The following is a 17,730-nucleotide window of genomic DNA, read 5'->3' as shown; positions in this document are numbered from 1 at the left end:
TCATGAGATTGTCACTTGCTATTGGTTCTATATAGGTTCTATTATATCAGTTATGAATAGAACCACATTGATCACGGCCATCGAAGAGCGCGGATTGCACGATCCGCAACTGACGGGGCCGCTTTACCGGAACCTGGCGCGTATTCTCGGTGAATTGATCGAGGAAGGGCAATTGGCGCCTGCTGCCGGCTTGCCGCCGGAGCGCGATCTGGCGGAGCAGCTTGGCGTGGGCCGTATCACCGTCCGCAATGCTTATAAAGAATTGCTGACGCAGGGCGTGGTGGAGGCGCGGCGCGGCAGCGGCACTTTCGTCGCTGAGCGTCCGGCGCGCATCAGCCAGCATTTGTGGCGCCTGACTTCGTTTTCCGAGGACATGCTGTCACGCGGCAAGGAGCCCGGCGCCCGTGTCGTCACCAACAAGATCGATAAGCCATCGCCAGACGAAGCTTTCCGGCTGGGGATTGGTGTTGATACGACCGTGGTGCGGCTGGACCGCCTGCGTCTTGCCGATGGCGTGCCGATGGCTTTTGAGCGCGCGGTGGTTCCACGCCATTTTCTGGACCGGGACCGCGTCGATGAAGCCTCGCTTTATGGCGCTTTGGCGCGGCGCGGCCACAAGCCGGTGCGCGCCTTGCAGCGCCTGACAGCCGTTACACTCGATCCCGGCATAGCCCGCCTGCTTGGCGTGCACCGCGGAGCGCCTGCGCTTCTGATCGAGCGTGTCTCGCACCTCGAAGACGACCGGATCGTCGAATATACCCGTTCGCATTATCGCGCCGACGCCTATGATTTCGTCGCGGAACTGAAAATTGGAGAATGACCATGAACAGCCCTTCCTCCCTGATGCTGCAGGAAACCGAACAGTCGCCAGCCGTTGTCGCCGGTTTGCTTGAGAAGGAGGCAGGCACATTCGCGGAAATCGCACGCATTTTCCAGAAAAGCGAGCCTGCCGTCATCACCACCGCCGCGCGCGGTTCGTCCGACCATGCGGCGACATTCTTCAAATATCTGATGGAAATCACCATGGGCATTCCCGTCGCGTCCATCGGGCCATCGGTGGCATCGGTCTATGGTTCCAAGCTGAAGCTCAAGAACGGTCTGCACTTCACCGTGTCCCAGTCCGGTGCCAGCCCCGATATTGTCGCGGCGCAGGAAGCTGCCAAAAAGGGCGGTGCAACGACAATTGCCGTCGTGAACGTTGTCGATAGCCCGCTTGGTAACGCCGCCGATGTTGTGCTGGCCCTCCATGCCGGTGAAGAAAAGAGCGTTGCTGCGACCAAATCGTTTATTGCGGCAGTCGCTGCGCTCTCGGGCGTCGTTGCGTCGGCCAGCGGTGAAGCAAGCCTGCAAGCTGGGCTGCAACGCCTGCCGGAAGCGCTTGCCGCTACACAGCCCGATGGCCGCGAAGCGGTCGAAAACCTTCTGTTCAATGCGCGTTCGCTCTATACCGGCGGGCGAGGCACAGCCTTTGCGATTGCACTCGAAGCGGCCCTGAAAGCGAAGGAAACCGCGAATATCCATGCCGAAGCCTTCTCTCTGGCCGAATTGATGCACGGTCCGATGCGGCTGGTGGAAGAGGGTTTCCCGATCATTTCCTTCCTGCCGCGCGACGAAGCCTTTGACATGAACATGCAGGCGCTGAAGCGGCTGCATTCGTTTGGGGCGAGCATTGTATCGCTGTCCGATGCGGAAACGCCGGGCTTCCGGCTGCCGTCGGCGAGTACGGGTAACGCGCATCTCGATCCACTGGTTTCCCTCATCAATTATTACCGCGTCATTGAAGCGGTCACGCGCCGCAAGGGGTTCGATCCCGACAAGCCGCGCAATCTCAACAAGGTTACGGTGACGGTATGACGAAAAAATCAGCAATAGCAGGGGCGCGCATCTTCGACGGCGAGCGCTTTCACGACCAGAGCGCACTGATATTCAGCGACGGCAAGGTTGAAGCCATCGTCCCGGAAGCATCGCTCGGCGAGGCCCACGAGGTCGAGCGACTGAATGGCGGCATTCTGGCTCCCGGCTTCATCGATGCGCAGGTCAATGGCGGTGGCGGGCGCATGCTCAATGACGAGCCAACGCCCGAAACCATGTTCACGATTGCCAAGGGGCATCGCAAATATGGAACGACGAGCCTTCTGCCGACGCTGATCACCGATACGACGCCAGTGCGCGACCGCGCCATCGAGGCGGCGATTGAAGCGGTCAAGGCCGACAAGGGCGTTGCCGGCCTGCATCTTGAGGGGCCGCATCTGGCCCCGGCGCGAAAGGGTGCGCATCTGGCGGAGCTGATGCGCCCGGTCAATGATGCCGATATTGCGCTCTATAGCCATACGGCCAAGCAGGTGGGCACCTTGCTGGTTACGCTTGCAGCCGAGCAGGTCACGCCAGATCAGGTGCGCCGGTTGAGCGATGCGGGGGTGATCGTCAGCATTGGCCACAGCGACACGACTGCCGAGGAAGCGTTCAAGCGCTTTGATGCGGGTGCACGCAGCGTGACCCATCTTTTCAACGCCATGAGCCAGATCGGTCACCGCGCGCCGGGGCTTGCGGGCGCGGCGCTCGATCATCCCGACATCTGGTGCGGTATCGTTGCCGATGGTCATCATGTCGATCCGATGGCGCTGCGGCTTGCGCTCAGGGCAAAGCGCGGCGACGCGCATCTGTTTTTCGTGACGGATGCGATGGCCCTGGTCGGTTCGGACTCCGAAAGCTTCGAGATCAACGGGCGCGCCGTTCGTCGCGTGCCAGGCGGCATCTGCTCCAAGCTCGTGCTGGCGGATGGCACCATTGCCGGTTCCGATCTCGACATGGCGTCGGCTATCCGTTTTGGCGTGGCCGAACTGGAGTTGACGCTGGCCGAGGCACTGCGCATGGCCAGCCACTACCCCGCACGCTATCTGCGTCTCGATGATCGCGGTACGTTCCGCCCCGGCATGCGAATGGATGCGGTCCATCTTGATGACGGGTTGTTTGCGAAAGCCACGTGGCTTTCGGGTGAAAAGCAGGTCGCGGGGCAAGACCGATGACCGAAATCACCGATCGTTATTTCAATGATCTGATCGCCCGGCTCTCCGGTCTGCGGGATCGTCTTGCCGATCCGATGGCCAAGGCCGCTGAACTCATTACAGCTGCTGCCAAGGCGGATCGCCGGGTTTATGTGTTCGGCACCGGCCATTCGCATATGATGGCGGAAGAGCTGCATTATCGCGCAGGCGGATTGGCGATCACTGTGCCTATTCTTTGCGGCGCGATTATGCTTCAGGACGGTGCAGTGGCGAGCTCGCATTTCGAGCGGATCGAAGGAGCCGTGCTGCCAATTCTCGAACGCTATGGTATTCGCGAGGGTGACGTGCTGATCGTCGTCTCGAATTCCGGCGTCAATGCCGCTCCCATCGAGGCCGCACGCTATGCGCGTGAGAAGGGAGCTGCCGTTATTGCGGTCACCTCCGTCACCTATTCCAACGCCATCGCCAAGGGGCGCACGCAACTGCTTTCTCTGGCCGATGTCGTTCTGGACAATGACGCCCCAGCGGGTGATGCGGTGCTGGAAGTGGAAGGCAGCGCCTTGAAGGTCGGCCCGGTTTCGACGGCGCTTGGCGTGACCATACTCAATGCTATTTTTGCCGATGTGGCGGCAAGGCTGGTAGGCGAGGGCGACGCGCCGATTTACCTCAGCGCCAATATGCCGGGCTCCGGCGATGTGAACCGTTCGCTGGTCGCCCGCTATCGTAACCGCAACCCGCATCTTTGAAGCTGGTCCGCATCCCGGAACCCGGGATGCGGCTCGGAACAAAATTGGACAATCTTTCTTCCAAAGTCGCTTGATAGCGCAATCCCGTCAGTGCATTACGCATTCTGGCATGGCCGGGGCCGCTTCGTGGATTAGGTTCGCGATGTGGTCGCCGAGGCTTGCGCCTTCGAAAATTTGAGGAAGTCCGATGCATAATTTTGTCCTGACCGTCACCTGCAAGTCCACGCGCGGTATCGTTGCCGCGATTTCGGGTTATCTTGCCGGCAAGGGTTGCAACATCATCGATAGCGCCCAGTTCGACGATCTGGATACCGGTCGCTTCTTCATGCGCGTCAGCTTTATTTCCGAAGAAGGCGTAGCGCTCGACGTGCTGCGTGAGGGCTTTGCGTCCGTGGCGGCACCTTTCGACATGAACTTCGAGTTCCACGACAACGCGCACCGCACCAAGACATTGCTAATGGTTTCGCGTTTCGGCCATTGCCTGAATGATCTTCTGTATCGCTGGAAGATCGGCGCGCTGCCGATCGATATCGTCGGCGTGGTCTCGAACCATTTCGATTATCAGAAGGTTGTCGTCAATCACGACATTCCTTTTCACCATATCGCCGTCACCAAGGCTAACAAGCCGGAAGCCGAGCAGCGCCTCATGGATATCGTGGAAGATACCGGCACCGAACTGGTGGTTCTTGCGCGTTACATGCAGGTTCTGTCCGACCAGCTTTGCCAGAAGATGTCGGGCAGGATCATCAATATCCACCATTCGTTCCTGCCGTCCTTCAAGGGGGCAAACCCTTATAAGCAGGCTTATGAACGCGGTGTGAAGCTGATTGGCGCGACCGCGCATTACGTGACGGCTGATCTTGATGAAGGCCCGATCATCGAGCAGGACGTGGCGCGTATCACGCACGCACAGAGCGCCGCCGACTACGTGTCGATCGGGCGCGATGTGGAAGCGCAGGTTCTGGCGCGTGCAGTCCACGCGCATATCCATCACCGCTCATTCCTCAACGGCAATCGTACTGTAGTATTCCCGGCTAGCCCAGGGTCGTTCGCTTCTGAACGCATGGGCTGATCGACCGGTCGATATTGACGCACTGACAGTCTGCAAATGGCGCTTCTCTGCGCTTCCAGTGCTCATGTACCTTGAAGTACACTCCGCTCCGGTTCTCGAGAAAGCGCCATTTTCGCCGCGTCACTGCAAAAATCTCAACCGATCGATGCGTCGCGCCAAGAAAAAAACCCCGCCGAAGCGGGGTTTTATTTTGACCTTAATAAAACCGATCAGTCGATGTCGAAGGAAACGCCCTGTGCGAGCGGCAGAGCCTTCGAGTAGTTGATGGTGTTGGTCGCACGGCGCATATAGGCCTTCCATGCGTCCGAACCCGATTCACGACCGCCGCCGGTTTCCTTTTCGCCGCCGAATGCGCCGCCGATTTCCGCACCAGACGTGCCGATGTTGACATTGGCAATGCCGCAATCCGACCCCTCAGCCGAAAGGAAGCGCTCTGCTTCCTGCAGGTTGAGCGTGAAGATCGATGACGACAAGCCAGCGCCAACGGCATTGTGCTGGGCAAGAACATCGTCAAAGTCGGAATACTTCATGACGTAGAGGATCGGGGCGAAGGTTTCTTCCAGAACCGGGCCTTCCTGCTTCGGCATTTCGACGATGGCCGGACGCACGTAGTAAGCGTTTTCATGGCCGGCGTCGACGCGTTCGCCGCCCTGTACCTTGCCGCCGTGAGCGGCTGCTTCCTTGAGCGCCTTTTGCATGTTGTCGAAAGCTTGCTTGTCTATCAGCGGACCGACCAGAGCGCTGGTTTCGAGCGGCGAACCAACGGTGACGCTGGCATATGCCTTCTGCAGACGCGGGACGAGAGCGTCGTAAACGCTTTCATGCACGAAGAGACGGCGCAGCGTGGTGCAGCGCTGGCCAGCGGTGCCCATTGCGCCGAAAGCGATTGCGCGCAGGGCCATGTCGAGATCGGCCGACGGGCAGACGATACCGGCATTGTTGCCGCCGAGTTCAAGAATTGCGCGCGCAAAACGCTTGGCAAGGCGCGGACCGACTTCGCGGCCCATGCGGGTTGAGCCGGTTGCCGAAACGACCGGAACTTTCGGGCTGTCGACGAGGACTTCGCCGATTTCACGATCACCGAGCAGAAGCTGGGAGATGCCTTCCGGCGCATCGCCGAAACGCTTCAGTGCGCGCTTGAAGATCGCATCGCAGGCAAGAGCGGTCAGAAGGGTCTTTTCAGACGGCTTCCAGACGACCGAGTTGCCGCAGACGATTGCAAGGGCGGCGTTCCACGACCACACAGCTACGGGGAAGTTAAAGGCAGAGATAACGCCGACAACGCCGAGCGGATGCCAAGTTTCCATCATGCGATGGCCAGCGCGTTCGGTTGCGATGGTGAGACCGTAGAGCTGGCGGGACAGACCGACTGCGAAATCGCAGATGTCGATCATTTCCTGCACTTCGCCGAGGCCTTCCGAAGGAATCTTGCCAGCTTCGAGCGAAACGAGACGGCCAAGATCTTCCTTGGAAGCACGCAGTTCCTCGCCGAGCAAGCGGATCAGTTCGCCGCGCTTCGGGGCCGGGACGTTGCGCCACGCGCGGAAGGCTTCGTCGGCCTTGTCGATGATCTTGACTGCATCTTCCTTGCTGTGGGTCTTCACCGCAGCAATCTGTTCGCCCGAAACAGGGCTGAAACCGGCAAGGTCGCCGCCGGTATAGGCCGATGCATCCACGCCAAGTTTGGAAAGCAGATCGGCGGCTTCCTTCTTCACGTCGATTTTTCTAACAGCGGTGTTCATGGCTTTCCTCTCTGTATGAGTTGTTTGCGCATAATCCTGCTCGAAAAGCCTGCGACTTTTCGAGGTCATGCGTTTATTCTGCCGCTTCGAGCCCTTTCAGGCCTGCTTTTACGGCTTCGATGGATTCGCGTTCGATGCGGGCATAGTGCTCGAATTCATTAAGCACTTTCGCGCCCAGATCATCCTCGAAACGCTTCTGGTTGGGGCTTTCAACAAAATCCTGCGTTTCGTCGTCGCCCAGATTGGACTGGAATATACCGGCAGCACTGACCGGCAAGAAGTCTTCATAGATAATCGGGTCGAACTGAACTGCACCAGCTTCAATCAGAACCTCGATATCGGTACCCGGCTTAAAAGCTTCAAGCTTTGCAGCATCCTTGACCGAATAGGCGAAGTAGCCGAGGCCCGCTTCGCGAATGCCTGCCCACGTATCGGGGAAAGCAGCGAAGGCGTCGCTCAGAGCCTTTACATATTCAGCCGCATTCGAGCCGTCAGGAGCCGGGCGTGCGACGGCGCGGGTATCGTTAAGCAGCTTGTCGTAAAGCGCGCGGCCCTTTGGCGTGAGCGCCACGCCGCGCTGTTCGATCTCGCCGAAACGGGCGGTGTGTGAGCCCGGTGTCCAGGTTCCGTCCGGGTTGACGAAGGATACTTCTTCTTCCAGCGCCTTGAAAGAGGTCTGGCGCAGGAGGATCGGGCACTTGCGGGTTGGCGGGCCTTCGACAACCGCTTTCGGATTGATGCCACGTTCCGGCATCTGGGCCTGCACGGCGTCGATGTCGAGCGTGCGCGGCGTCAGATGGTTGATATGCGGACCCTTGAAGGAAACGACATCAGCGATGAGGCGGTGAGCATCATGCAGGCGATGATAAAGTTCGGCGCTGACATTGGCGTGATCGTGCCAGCGGAAGGTTTCCAGCACTTCGGCGACGAAAGTTTTGGCATCGTCATCGTTGAGACCGCCTTCAGCTTCAGCCTTTTCGACGAGCGCAATTGCTCCGGCCGTGAAGATGTTGCGCTTGGAGAGGACTTCCTCCGATTCCGCGCGCAGCTTTTCATCGGCAATGAGATCAAGGCGCAGAAGCGAGGTGAAGACGCGGAACGGGTTGTGTTTCAGGGCCGCATCGTCAACCGGGCGGAAGGCGGTCGAATGAACAGGCACGCCAGCGGCGCTCAGATCATAATAGCCGACCGGGAACATGCCCATGACCGCGAAGACGCGGCGCATCATGGAAAGCTCGGCGGCGGTGCCGAGGCGGATCGCCCCGTGGCGTTCTTCCGAAATGCGCTCGAGCGAATCTGTTTCCGTCAGGCGTTCATGCAGGTGGCTGTCATCCGCCAGCACCTTGGCGTTCACATCGGCGACAAGTTCCATCAATGTGCCGTAAGCAGGCACTTCCTGCTTATACATGGCAGACATCGCAGCCGAGAAGGCGGAACGAATGGCGTCCGGCGAAACGAATTTCTGGTCTTTCATGGCGAAAATTTCCGTCGAGTGGGGCATCTTCGGGTCGTGCATGTCTTGTTTGGGAGGATCATGCGTGGATTATGATGAAAATGTATCATATAGACCGTTTTGCGGTTATGCTTGCGACGAAAGCAACTATGTTAATGCGAGAATGGAATGAAGCTGAGCAGAAGACTGATCCCGGACATCGCCACGCTGCAAGCCTTTGAATGCGCTGCCCGTCACGGAAGTTTCACCCAGGCTGCGCACGAGCTCAATCTCACCCAAAGCGCTGTCAGCCGTCAGATCAAGGATCTCGAAAGCCAGCTCGGCGTGCTGCTGTTCGAGCGCATTCGCCAGCGCATCCTGCTTTCCGATGCCGGGCGGAAATTTCTGCCGGAAGTGCGGCGTCTTCTCAACCAGACAGAAGATACGATGTTGCGCGCCATGGCTTCGGCGCAATCCACGTCTTCCTTCAGTGTGGCGACCTTGCCGACATTCGGCACGCGCTGGCTGATGCCGCGCATTCCCGATTTCGTGGAGAAGCATCCGGGTATTGCGTTAAATGTTGCGTCGCGTTCCGGCGTTTTCGATTTCGAGGAACAGCCTTTCGATCTCGCCATCCATTACGGGCAGCCGGTCTGGGCACATGCCACCTGCACCTTCCTGTGTAGTGAGGTTATCGTGCCGGTTGCTTGTCCAAGCCTGTTGAAGGCACGTCATCCGTCCGCTCCGGAAGAACTGGAAAATGAGCCGTTGCTGCATCTTGCCACACGGCCCAAAATGTGGGCGCAATGGTTTGAAAGCTGCGGCGTGGAGGGCCAGTCGGCCTATCGCGGCCATCGTTTCGACCAGTTCTCAATGGTTATCGGTGCCGCATTGGCCGGGCTGGGTTTCGCGCTGCTGCCGCTTTATCTGATCGAGCAGGAGCTGCGTAGCGGCGAATTGGTGATGCTTTTCGAGAGGCCGATGCGGACGGAGAATGAATATTATCTCGTTGTGCCGGAAGGAAAACTGGAAAACCCGCTGACGCAGGTCTTCTGTCAATGGATTGCCGGGCAGGTTGGAAATACGGATTATTCGATGCTGGTTCATTCCAAACCGGAATGAATTGTTGCGCAATTAGCGCTGTCCAACTGGCTTTCGCGGCGTGAAATAGAAACAGTCAGGCAGTGTGCCTGTATTCCACGTGGGCGGTCGATCATTAAAGGACCGGGAACCGCTCTAACTGTTTGTCTTTACGCATTTCCGAACGCAAAACCGCTTCACATTTTTGCTGGAAATGCTCGGTTTGAAATGGTTGCTCTTGATGCTGAACGATCCGCGCTCCCATGGTCTTTGGGAAAAGACCGCCCCTGCTGCTCCCAAGACAACTGCGCTGCAGGGTGATCTGACTGCGGATGTAGTGATTGTGGGCGGCGGCTTCACCGGCTTGTCGACGGCTTTGCATCTGGCCGAAAAAGGCACACGGGCCATCGTTCTTGAAGGCATTGAGATCGGTTATGGCGGTTCGGGCCGCAATGTCGGTCTGGTGAACGCAGGCATGTGGGTCATGCCCGATGATCTGCCGGGCGTGCTTGGCCAGAAATATGGCGACCGTTTGCTCGATGTCCTCGGCAATGCGCCGAAGCTGGTCTTTGAGATCATCGAGAAACACAAGATTGCCTGCGAAGTCGAGAAGCAGGGCACGCTTCATTGCGCCGTTGGCAAAAAGGGCATGAAAGAACTTGAGGATCGTTATGAGCAGTGGGCGCGTCGCGGCGCCAATGTAAAGCTGCTGGATGCGAAGGAAACCGAAGCCAAGGTGGGAACCAAGGCTTATGCCGGGTCGCTGCTCGATCTGCGCGCCGGTACGATCCAGCCGCTGGCCTATGTGCGCGGGCTTGCCCATGCCGCTGTTGCCGCTGGCGCGACCATCTTTACGGGAAGCCCCGTGATTGGCGCGGAGGAAAAGAACGGCAAATGGGTGGTCAAGACCGCCAAGGGTTCCGTGACAGCCAACTGGGTGGTGGTGGCAACCAACGCCTATACTAATGCGCCGTGGGCGGAAGTGCGCGCTGAACTGGTTCATCTGCCATATTTCAACATGGCTACGAAGCCGCTGTCGGACAATCTCAAGAAGAGCATCCTGCCGGAGCGTCAGGGTGTATGGGATACGAAGGAAGTGCTTTCGTCCTTCCGTTTTGACCGGCAGGGCCGCTTGGTATTCGGCAGCGTCGGTGCGCTGCGCAATACGGGTGCTGCCGTGCACAAGGCATGGGCCAAGAAGTCGTTGAAGCGACTGTTCCCGCAGATCGGCGAAGTCGAGTTCGAAGCCGAATGGTATGGCAAGATCGGCATGACCGATGACAGCCTGCCGAAATTCCATCGTCTCGCCCGCAATGTGGTCGGGTTCTCCGGTTATAATGGCCGCGGCATCGCGCCGGGAACTGTCTTCGGAAAACTGCTTTCGCAACTGGTTTCAGGCGAGATCAAGGAAGACGATCTGCCGCTGCCGGTCAGCGACCCGAAGGAGCAGAATTTCCGCGGTCTGCGCGAAGCCTATTACGAGGCTGGCGCACAGATTGCCCATGTCGCCGAGATCGTTATCTGATCTGCCGACCGGTTGACCGGGGATAGGTTTGCGGCTGTCATAAAACCGCAGTGCAATTCCTCTAATGCCATCCGCATCTCTCTCCAATCAGGAGAAACGGATGGCTGTTCGGCAAATGCCTCAATGCTTTACAAGCCTTCCGATGGATATGATTCCGCCGGGAGGCTTTTGCTTTTCCGGTTTCACGTTGCAGGATGTTTGACAGGTGCACCATGAATGGAAATGATCGTGCCTATCGCCATGGCAGTATCTGCGCGTTATCACTTCGCACGCGTCAGGATCGCACCGGCATCGCTGGTCATGCTGGCGAACATTACACAGAAATTCGAGGAGCGAATCCCATGAACAAGATGCTGAAGCGGGCTGCTGTCGTACCTGCGCTTCTTGCTCTTTCCATCGCCGTGGCGCAGGCCGATACGCTGACGCTTTATACCTCGCAGCCGGAAGCGGATGCGACCAAGACAGTCGAAGCCTTCCGCAAGGCCAATCCCGATACCGACGTGCAGATTTTCCGTTCGGGCACGAGCGAACTCCTCACCAAGCTTGCCGCCGAATTCTCGGCAGGCGCTCCGCAGCCCGACGTTCTTCTCATCGCCGACGCGGTGACGATGGAAGGTCTCAAGAAGGACAAGCGCCTGCTCGCCTATCCGGAAGCCAAGGTCGATGGCTTTGCCGCAGATAGCTACGACGCCGACAAGACCTATTTCGGCTCCAAGCTGATCACCACGGGCATTGCCTACAATACGGGTGCTGCGCAGAAGCCGGAACATTGGGCCGATCTCGCCAAGGCCGACTACAAGGGCCAGGTTGTCATGCCGAGCCCGCTTTATTCCGGCGCTGCCGCCTATCTCTTGAGCGGCTTCGCGCTCAACAAGGAGCTGGGCTGGGATTACTTCAAGAACCTCAAGGCCAATGAACTGGCAAGCGTCAAAGGCAATGGCGCGGTGCTGAAGTCTGTCGCCAGCGGCGAAAAGCCATACGGCATTCTCGTTGACTTCATGGCACTCAACGCCAAGGCCAAGGGTTCGCCGGTCGAATTCGTTTTCCCGTCGGAAGGCGTGCCTGCCGTGACTGAACCGGTTGCGATCATGGCGACTGCCAAGAATGTCGATGGTGCCAAGAAATTCGTGGATTTCATCCTGTCGGATGACGGCCAGAAGCTGGCGCTCGAGCAGGGTTATCTGCCTGCGAAGGAAGGTGTTGGCCGCCCGGCATGGTTGCCGGAAGGTACCAAGATCAACATCATGTCGATCGACACCCAGAAGGTTCTCGACCAGACCGATGCCGACAAAAAGCAGTTCTCCGAGCTGTTCGGCGGATAAGGCATTTCGATGCGCATCAAGAGAGACCTTCAGGGCCGCGATGCGGCCCTGATTGCTGGTGTAACGCTGATCGTGGCGGTTCTGTCGCTTCTGCCGATGGGCAGGCTGCTGATTGAACTGGTCGCGCCGCAGGGGCAGCTTTCGGCTTCGGCGCTGGTGGAAACACTTGGAAGCCAGTCGACCTGGGTTGCAACATGGCATTCGCTGCAGATCGGCATTGGCGGCACGTTGCTGGCGCTGATGTTCGGTATTGTGGCCGCATTGCTCGTTGGGCTCACCAATATGCGTGGACGCAATGTCTTTGTGCTTTTCTATGTTACCCCGCTTTTGATCGCTCCGCAGGTAACAGCGCTGGCATGGCTTCAGCTTTTCGGGCCATCAAGCCAGTTTCTCAAGATCATCGGGATGGCGCCACCGCTCGGCAGCCGCAATCCGCTCTATTCCGTCTGGGGCATCATCTTTCTGCTCGGCGTGCAGTACGGTCCGCTGGTGTTTCTCATCGTGCGGGCGGGTCTGCGTAAACTGCCGCGCGAGCTGGTGGAAGCGGGCCTAAGTGCCGGTGCCAGCAAATGGACGGTGCTGCGCACCATCATCCTGCCGCTGATGACCCCTTCGATCATCGGTGCGGCGGCGCTGGCCTTTGTCTCCTGCGTCGGCAATTTCGGCATTCCTGCCTTTCTGGGTATCCCGTCAAACTATCTCGTCCTGCCGACGCTGATCTATCAGCGCCTTTCTGGCGGCGGGCCGGCGGTGCTGTCAAGCGTAGCCGTGCTGTCGGTGCTGATCGGTCTCATTGCCATGGCAGGGATCGCTGCACAGGAATATGCGTCCCGCAGACGTGATTTCCGTATTGTTTCGACGTCTTTGCCAGCGGCTCCCTTTGCGCTTGGTCGCTGGCGTGTACCGGTGGAGGCCGCTGCATGGCTCCTGATCGTCGTCGTCCTGTTCCTGCCGCTGATCGGGCTTACGCTTTCCGCTCTGGTTCCGGCCTACGGCGTGCCGCTGACATTCGCCACTGCCACGGTCGAGAACTTCCGTTTCGTCCTTTTGGAACATGCCGGTGCCGCGCGCGCGTTTCGCAATAGTGTGGTCCTGTCACTGTCGGCAGCGTTCTTCGCTGTCCTGATTGCCGTTCCGCTTGCCTATATGCTGGCATGGCGCAAGCGTCGCTGGACGCCGGTGCTCAATTTCGCAGCCGAAATGCCTTATGCGCTGCCAGGCGTCGTGCTTGCCATTGCCTGCCTACTCATGTTCCTCAAGCCGCTGCCGGTTGTCGGCGTCAGTCTTTACAACACGCTCTGGATCATTCTCTTTGCGTATCTCGCGCGCTTCTTCGTGCTGGCTCTGCGCCCGACGGTCGCCGGGCTGCACCAGATTGACCGCGCGATGGAGGAAGCGGCACGCGTTGCGGGGGCGGGGCTTTTCTATCGGCTGCGCACGATTATATTTCCTCTTGTCGCTCCGGCAACGCTCGCGGGCGGCGTGCTGATTTTCATGACCGCGTTTTGCGAGTTGACGGTGTCGGCGCTTCTCTGGGCGTCAGGATCGGAAACGCTGGGTGTGGTGATGTTTTCTTTCGAACAGGCGGGCGATTCCGCCTATGCTGCGGCCATATCCATGCTGGCTGTCGCGGTGACATTCATGCTGATGCTTGCAACCAATCTGTTTGCGCGGCGTCTTCCAAACGGGGTGCTGCCATGGCGCGACTGAAAATCGATCAGGTTTCCAAAACCTTCAATGAGTTTCAGGCTCTGTCTGAAGTGTCGCTCGATGTGAAGGATGGCGAGTTTGTTGCCATTCTCGGACCATCGGGCTGCGGCAAGACCACGCTTCTTCGCATGATCGCGGGATTTGAAGACGTTGACGGCGGTGAGATTCATATCGGCGAAACGCGTGTTTCCCATGTTGACGGCAGCGTGCCGCCCGAAAAACGGCAAGTCGGTATCGTCTTCCAGAATTATGCACTCTGGCCGCATATGACCGTGGCCGAAAATGTCGGTTACAGTCTGCGGGTGGCAAAGGTTGCCAAGGCCGAGCGCGAACGCCGCGTGAATGAGGCGCTGGCCCTGGTCGATCTCGCCGGTTTCGGTGATCGCCGTCCGGCCAATCTTTCGGGCGGTCAGCGGCAGAGAGTTGCACTGGCGCGCTGCCTGGTGGCGGCACCGTCGCTGGTGTTGTTCGATGAGCCGCTCGCCAATCTCGACGTGCATCTGCGCGCTTCGATGGAGGACGAGTTTGCCGCCTTCCACAAACGCACCGGCACGACGATCATCTATATCACCCACGATCAGGCGGAAGCCATGGCGCTGGCTGACCGCATCGCTGTGCTGGATCACGGAAGGCTTCAGCAGTTCGACACGCCCCGCAAGCTCTATGAGGAACCGGCGAGCGCAATGGTCGCGTCCTTCATCGCGCATGGCATGGTACTGCCTGCCGAAGTCGTGTCTTTTGCGCAAGCGGGGCATTGCGAGGCGCTGGTGTTGGGAAGTCGTGCGCAAGTACGGTGTTCGGGCATAGAAATGCCGCGCGCCAATGCGCAGCTTTGTGTGCGGGCGGAGGATTTGCAATTGACGGAAACCGGCGGCATTCCGGTTCGCGTCAAGCGGGCGGTCTATCGCGGCGGCGGCTCGCGCATCGAGGCCGAAGTTATTGCCAAGCCCGATATTGCCCTGCATTTCGAAGTACGCGATCCGGTGCAACTGGCGGAGGGCGACGATGTACGCGTCGCCATCCGCAATGGCTGGATCATCCCCACTGCTGACATGCCGGTGCGCAAGGTGTCGACGGGATTTCCGATCGGCAACAAGATCTAACTTAACTCCAGCAGGCTGATCGTGAGCTTGGCTCAGCCCAGCCCAGCCCTCAGGATGAGGGGGCGGTTTTTGCGTTTTCCCTCGCCCTTTGACCCTTCGACAAGCTCAGGGTGAGGGCGAGGGGAAGCGTCCGGCTTATTTCTTCTTCATCGCTTCCAGCAAAGCAGCGCCGAAACCGCCGGTTGACGGCTGTTCCTGTTTGCGCTGCGGCGCGAAGTTTTTCGCAGGCCGTTGATCTCGGTTTGCGTTCCCGCGCGGGGTCGGCGCTTCGCCACCATCCTTGCGCATCGTGAGGCTGATGCGCTTGCGCGGCACGTCCACTTCCGTGACGCGCACCTTCACCACATCGCCTGCTTTCACCACTTCATGCGGGTCCTTCACGAAACGATCGGCAAGCTGCGACACATGGACAAGGCCGTCCTGATGCACGCCGATATCGACGAATGCACCAAAAGCCGCAACATTGGTCACAGTGCCTTCCAGCATCATGCCGGGTTTCAGGTCCTTGATGTCGTCGATGCCGTCGGCAAAGGTCGCGGTCTTGAATTCCGGACGCGGATCGCGGCCTGGCTTGTCCAGTTCGGCAATGATGTCGCGTACGGTCGGCAAACCAAAACGTTCATCGACGAAAAGGCGCGGATCGAGGGCCTTCAGCGCTGCACTGTCGCCCATGAGGCTGCGCACATCGCGGCCGCAAGCGGCAACGATCTTCTTGGCGACCCCATAGGCTTCCGGGTGAACGGAGGATGCATCGAGCGGCTCCGTGCCGTCAGGAATGCGCAGGAAGCCTGCGCATTGTTCAAAAGCGCGGTTGCCGAGGCGCGGGACTTTCAAAAGCTCCTTGCGATTCTTGAAGGCTCCGGCTTCATCGCGATGCGCAACGATCGCTTCGGCAAGCGACTTGCCCAGACCCGACACGCGCGCCAGCAACGAGGCGGAAGCCGTATTGAGATCGACGCCGACCGCGTTCACGGCGTCCTCGACCACTGCATCGAGCGAACGCGCCAGACGGGATTGATCGACATCGTGCTGGTACTGGCCGACGCCAATGGATTTCGGCTCGATCTTCACGAGCTCGGCCAGCGGGTCCTGCAGGCGGCGGGCGATGGAGACGGCGCCGCGCAGTGACACATCAAGCTGCGGGAATTCGGCGGCGGCTGTTTCCGAGGCGGAATACACCGAAGCGCCTGCCTCCGATACGATGACCTTCAGCGGCTTTGGGGCTGGCATATCCGACAGCATATCCACCACGAGCCGTTCGGTTTCGCGGCTTCCGGTGCCATTGCCGATGGCGATCAATTCCACCTTGTGCTTGCGGATCAGGCTCGCAAGTTCGGCTTGTGTGCCGCGCACATCGTTCTTCGGCGGGAATGGATAGACAGTCGTTGTGTCGAGCAGTTTGCCGGTGCCGTCGACCACCGCGACCTTGACGCCGGTGCGGATGCCGGGGTCAAGCCCCATCGTTGCGCGCGAACCGGCAGGGGCCGCGAGCAGCAGATCCTTGAGGTTGCGGGCGAAAATGTTGATAGCTTCTTCTTCGGCGCGCTCACGCAGGTCGCGCATCAGATCGAGCGACAGGGAAAGCGACAGTTTCACGCGCCAAGCCCAGCCTGCAACTTCCATCAGCCAGCGGTCGCCGGGAAGGGTGGCGCCGATATTATAGGCGGCGGCGATCTTGCGCTCGACCGGTTTTATTGGCGAAGTGTCGTCGGCATCAATTTCGATGTCGAGCGACAGAAAATCCTCATTGCGCCCGCGCAGCATGGCCAGCGCACGGTGGCCGGCGACGGTCGCCCAGCGCTCGGCATGATCGAAATAGTCGGAGAATTTCGCGCCCGCCTCCTGCTTGCCGTCCACGACGCGCGAGCGCAAAACGGCCTTCTCCTTGAGGTAATTGCGCAAATTGCCGATCAGTTCGGCATTTTCCGCAAAACCTTCTGCGATAATGTCGCGCGCGCCCTCCAGTGCAGCCTTCACATCGGCAACATCGGCAGTGATGTATTGCGTGGCGATTTCGGCTGGCACGAGGCTACGGTCGGCAAGAATTGCTTCGGCAAGCGGCCCCAGTCCACGCTCGCGGGCGATTTCCGCCTTGGTGCGGCGCTTCGGCTTGTAGGGCAGATAAAGATCTTCCAGTTCGGCCTTTGTCTGGACGCCCGCAATCTTGAGCTCCAGTTCAGGAGTCATTTTTCCCTGACTGTCAATGGATTCCAGGATCGAAGCGCGGCGAGCTTCCAGTTCGCGCAAATAAGCGAGGCGCTCGGAAAGCTGGCGCAACTGCGTATCGTCAAGGCCGCCGGTGACTTCCTTGCGGTATCGCGCGACGAAAGGCACGGTCGCGCCTTCATCCAGCAGGCCGATGGCCGCAAGTGCCTGATCTGGTTTTGCGTTGATTTCCGCCGCGATGGTCCCGGCAATGCGCTTGGTAATATCGGCCATATGCTTCCCAACTCTATACGATTACGGCGAACATAGTCGGATGCTTCTCCGGCGCAATCAAGGCAGGGCCGATGTTCCACAGGAAAGGCTGTTCACGGCGATGTGATCGGGCTGCATCTTTTTAAATCGGATTTTAGCAATACTTATATCGGGAAATGACGATATGCATTGGAAGATCAGCGAGGTGACTGCGATGTCGGATGTTCAGCCCATACCTCTGGACGAGATATTGAAGGCGCTCGCCAATCCCGTGCGTCTCGACATTTTGAGCTGGCTCAAGGAGCCGGAGAATCATTTCTCCGGCCAGCACATGCCTCTGGAGATGGGCGTGTGCGCGGGCCAGTTCGAACGGTGCGGCCTCTCCCAGTCGTCCGTTTCCGCCCATTTGTCCGTATTGACCAAAGCGGGGCTGATCACGCCCCACCGTGTCGGGCAATGGACCTTCTACAAGCGCGATGAGAAGGCGATAGCCGCTTTTGTCAAAGCCTTGTCCAATCTTTAACTGTCCTGAAACCCACTTTTGCACCCGCCCAATCTTTCCCACTTGAAGGAAA

The 17,730-nt window shown here is 59.0% G+C and carries 15 protein-coding genes; 12 read left to right on the top strand and 3 right to left on the bottom strand.

Features of this window, described 5'->3' with window-relative positions; translation table 11 throughout:
- Positions 1–52 precede the first annotated feature (52 nt).
- The 5 genes from F9K78_RS01810 (at position 53) to purU (ending at position 4,823) form a co-directional block, all read left to right on the top strand.
- Positions 53–820, top strand: coding sequence for a GntR family transcriptional regulator (locus tag F9K78_RS01810; protein ID WP_121985907.1), 768 nt, complete (start codon positions 53–55; stop codon positions 818–820).
- Between the two features lie 2 nt (positions 821–822).
- Entirely contained in the window at positions 823–1,854 is a 1,032-nt protein-coding gene (locus F9K78_RS01805; protein ID WP_121985908.1) for an SIS domain-containing protein, read from the top strand.
- Positions 1,851–3,026 (top strand): N-acetylglucosamine-6-phosphate deacetylase, encoded by a 1,176-nt coding sequence (gene nagA / locus F9K78_RS01800; protein WP_121985909.1) that lies wholly within the window; start codon positions 1,851–1,853, stop codon positions 3,024–3,026. The genes F9K78_RS01805 and nagA overlap by 4 nt, the downstream gene beginning before the upstream one ends.
- Positions 3,023–3,751, top strand: coding sequence for an SIS domain-containing protein (locus F9K78_RS01795; RefSeq protein ID WP_121981778.1), 729 nt, complete (start codon positions 3,023–3,025; stop codon positions 3,749–3,751). The genes nagA and F9K78_RS01795 overlap by 4 nt, the downstream gene beginning before the upstream one ends.
- Positions 3,752–3,938: 187 nt before the next feature.
- Entirely contained in the window at positions 3,939–4,823 is an 885-nt protein-coding gene (purU, locus tag F9K78_RS01790; RefSeq protein ID WP_121985910.1) for a formyltetrahydrofolate deformylase, read from the top strand.
- A gap of 209 nt (positions 4,824–5,032) precedes the next feature.
- Here purU and amaB read toward each other — a convergent pair whose 3' ends face one another.
- Both amaB and hglS read right to left on the bottom strand, forming a co-directional pair.
- Complete coding sequence (gene amaB, locus F9K78_RS01785) at positions 5,033–6,565, bottom strand: L-piperidine-6-carboxylate dehydrogenase (protein ID WP_121985912.1); 1,533 nt, start codon at positions 6,563–6,565, stop codon at positions 5,033–5,035.
- A 73-nt stretch (positions 6,566–6,638) separates the two neighbouring features.
- Positions 6,639–8,039, bottom strand: coding sequence for a 2-oxoadipate dioxygenase/decarboxylase HglS (gene hglS, locus F9K78_RS01780; protein ID WP_121985913.1), 1,401 nt, complete (start codon positions 8,037–8,039; stop codon positions 6,639–6,641).
- A gap of 147 nt (positions 8,040–8,186) precedes the next feature.
- Between hglS and F9K78_RS01770 the strand changes: the two genes are divergently transcribed.
- The 6 genes from F9K78_RS01770 to F9K78_RS01750 all read left to right on the top strand — a co-directional run bounded on the left by F9K78_RS01770 (position 8,187) and on the right by F9K78_RS01750 (position 14,737).
- Positions 8,187–9,119, top strand: a complete 933-nt coding sequence (locus F9K78_RS01770) for a LysR family transcriptional regulator (RefSeq protein ID WP_121983940.1) — start codon at positions 8,187–8,189, stop codon at positions 9,117–9,119.
- 199 nt (positions 9,120–9,318) lie between these two features.
- The gene (locus tag F9K78_RS01765) at positions 9,319–10,602 is read left to right on the top strand and encodes an NAD(P)/FAD-dependent oxidoreductase (RefSeq protein ID WP_121985914.1); all 1,284 of its coding nucleotides are present in this window, start codon (positions 9,319–9,321) and stop codon (positions 10,600–10,602) included.
- A gap of 216 nt (positions 10,603–10,818) precedes the next feature.
- Entirely contained in the window at positions 10,819–10,947 is a 129-nt protein-coding gene (locus F9K78_RS22195; RefSeq protein WP_021587031.1) for a hypothetical protein, read from the top strand.
- Positions 10,944–11,924: an ABC transporter substrate-binding protein gene (locus F9K78_RS01760; RefSeq protein WP_121983941.1), complete on the top strand. Its 981-nt coding sequence runs from the start codon at positions 10,944–10,946 to the stop codon at positions 11,922–11,924. Before F9K78_RS22195 ends, F9K78_RS01760 begins: the two co-directional genes overlap by 4 nt.
- A gap of 9 nt (positions 11,925–11,933) precedes the next feature.
- A complete protein-coding gene (locus tag F9K78_RS01755) occupies positions 11,934–13,634 on the top strand; it encodes an ABC transporter permease (protein ID WP_121985915.1) in 1,701 nt (566 codons plus the stop codon).
- Positions 13,622–14,737 carry an ABC transporter ATP-binding protein gene (locus tag F9K78_RS01750; RefSeq protein WP_121985916.1) on the top strand — a complete coding sequence of 372 codons (1,116 nt, stop codon included), beginning with the start codon at positions 13,622–13,624 and terminating at the stop codon, positions 14,735–14,737. The genes F9K78_RS01755 and F9K78_RS01750 overlap by 13 nt, the downstream gene beginning before the upstream one ends.
- 135 nt (positions 14,738–14,872) lie before the next feature.
- On the opposite strand, the gene F9K78_RS01745 is transcribed toward F9K78_RS01750, so the two are convergent.
- Positions 14,873–17,176, bottom strand: coding sequence for a Tex family protein (locus F9K78_RS01745; protein ID WP_121985917.1), 2,304 nt, complete (start codon positions 17,174–17,176; stop codon positions 14,873–14,875).
- 193 nt (positions 17,177–17,369) lie between these two features.
- Here F9K78_RS01745 and F9K78_RS01740 point away from each other — a divergent pair, with 193 nt between their 5' ends.
- On the top strand, positions 17,370–17,678 hold the full coding sequence (locus tag F9K78_RS01740) for an ArsR/SmtB family transcription factor (RefSeq protein ID WP_121986033.1): 309 nt from the start codon (positions 17,370–17,372) through the stop codon (positions 17,676–17,678).
- Positions 17,679–17,730: the final 52 nt, after the last annotated feature.

It is taken from the genome of Brucella pseudintermedia (genome assembly GCF_008932435.1).
Taxonomy (GTDB): Bacteria; Pseudomonadota; Alphaproteobacteria; order Rhizobiales; family Rhizobiaceae; genus Brucella; species Brucella pseudintermedia.
The sequence above is the reverse complement of the archived record's forward strand: the minus strand, read 5'-3'. Positions and strand labels throughout refer to the sequence as shown.

Bases quoted from the DNA above. Each gene is read 5' to 3' on its own strand.
- F9K78_RS01745 (WP_121985917.1), bottom strand. From the start codon at position 17,176: ATGGCCGATATTACCAAGCGCATTGCCGGGACCATCGCGGCGGAAATC.
- F9K78_RS01740 (WP_121986033.1), top strand. From the start codon at position 17,370: ATGTCGGATGTTCAGCCCATACCTCTGGACGAGATATTGAAGGCGCTC.
- F9K78_RS01810 (WP_121985907.1), top strand. From the start codon at position 53: ATGAATAGAACCACATTGATCACGGCCATCGAAGAGCGCGGATTGCAC.
- F9K78_RS01755 (WP_121985915.1), top strand. From the start codon at position 11,934: ATGCGCATCAAGAGAGACCTTCAGGGCCGCGATGCGGCCCTGATTGCT.
- F9K78_RS01750 (WP_121985916.1), top strand. From the start codon at position 13,622: ATGGCGCGACTGAAAATCGATCAGGTTTCCAAAACCTTCAATGAGTTT.
- amaB (WP_121985912.1), bottom strand. From the start codon at position 6,565: ATGAACACCGCTGTTAGAAAAATCGACGTGAAGAAGGAAGCCGCCGAT.
- purU (WP_121985910.1), top strand. From the start codon at position 3,939: ATGCATAATTTTGTCCTGACCGTCACCTGCAAGTCCACGCGCGGTATC.
- F9K78_RS01795 (WP_121981778.1), top strand. From the start codon at position 3,023: ATGACCGAAATCACCGATCGTTATTTCAATGATCTGATCGCCCGGCTC.
- F9K78_RS01765 (WP_121985914.1), top strand. From the start codon at position 9,319: ATGCTGAACGATCCGCGCTCCCATGGTCTTTGGGAAAAGACCGCCCCT.
- hglS (WP_121985913.1), bottom strand. From the start codon at position 8,039: ATGAAAGACCAGAAATTCGTTTCGCCGGACGCCATTCGTTCCGCCTTC.
- F9K78_RS01805 (WP_121985908.1), top strand. From the start codon at position 823: ATGAACAGCCCTTCCTCCCTGATGCTGCAGGAAACCGAACAGTCGCCA.
- F9K78_RS01770 (WP_121983940.1), top strand. From the start codon at position 8,187: ATGAAGCTGAGCAGAAGACTGATCCCGGACATCGCCACGCTGCAAGCC.
- F9K78_RS22195 (WP_021587031.1), top strand. From the start codon at position 10,819: ATGGAAATGATCGTGCCTATCGCCATGGCAGTATCTGCGCGTTATCAC.
- nagA (WP_121985909.1), top strand. From the start codon at position 1,851: ATGACGAAAAAATCAGCAATAGCAGGGGCGCGCATCTTCGACGGCGAG.
- F9K78_RS01760 (WP_121983941.1), top strand. From the start codon at position 10,944: ATGAACAAGATGCTGAAGCGGGCTGCTGTCGTACCTGCGCTTCTTGCT.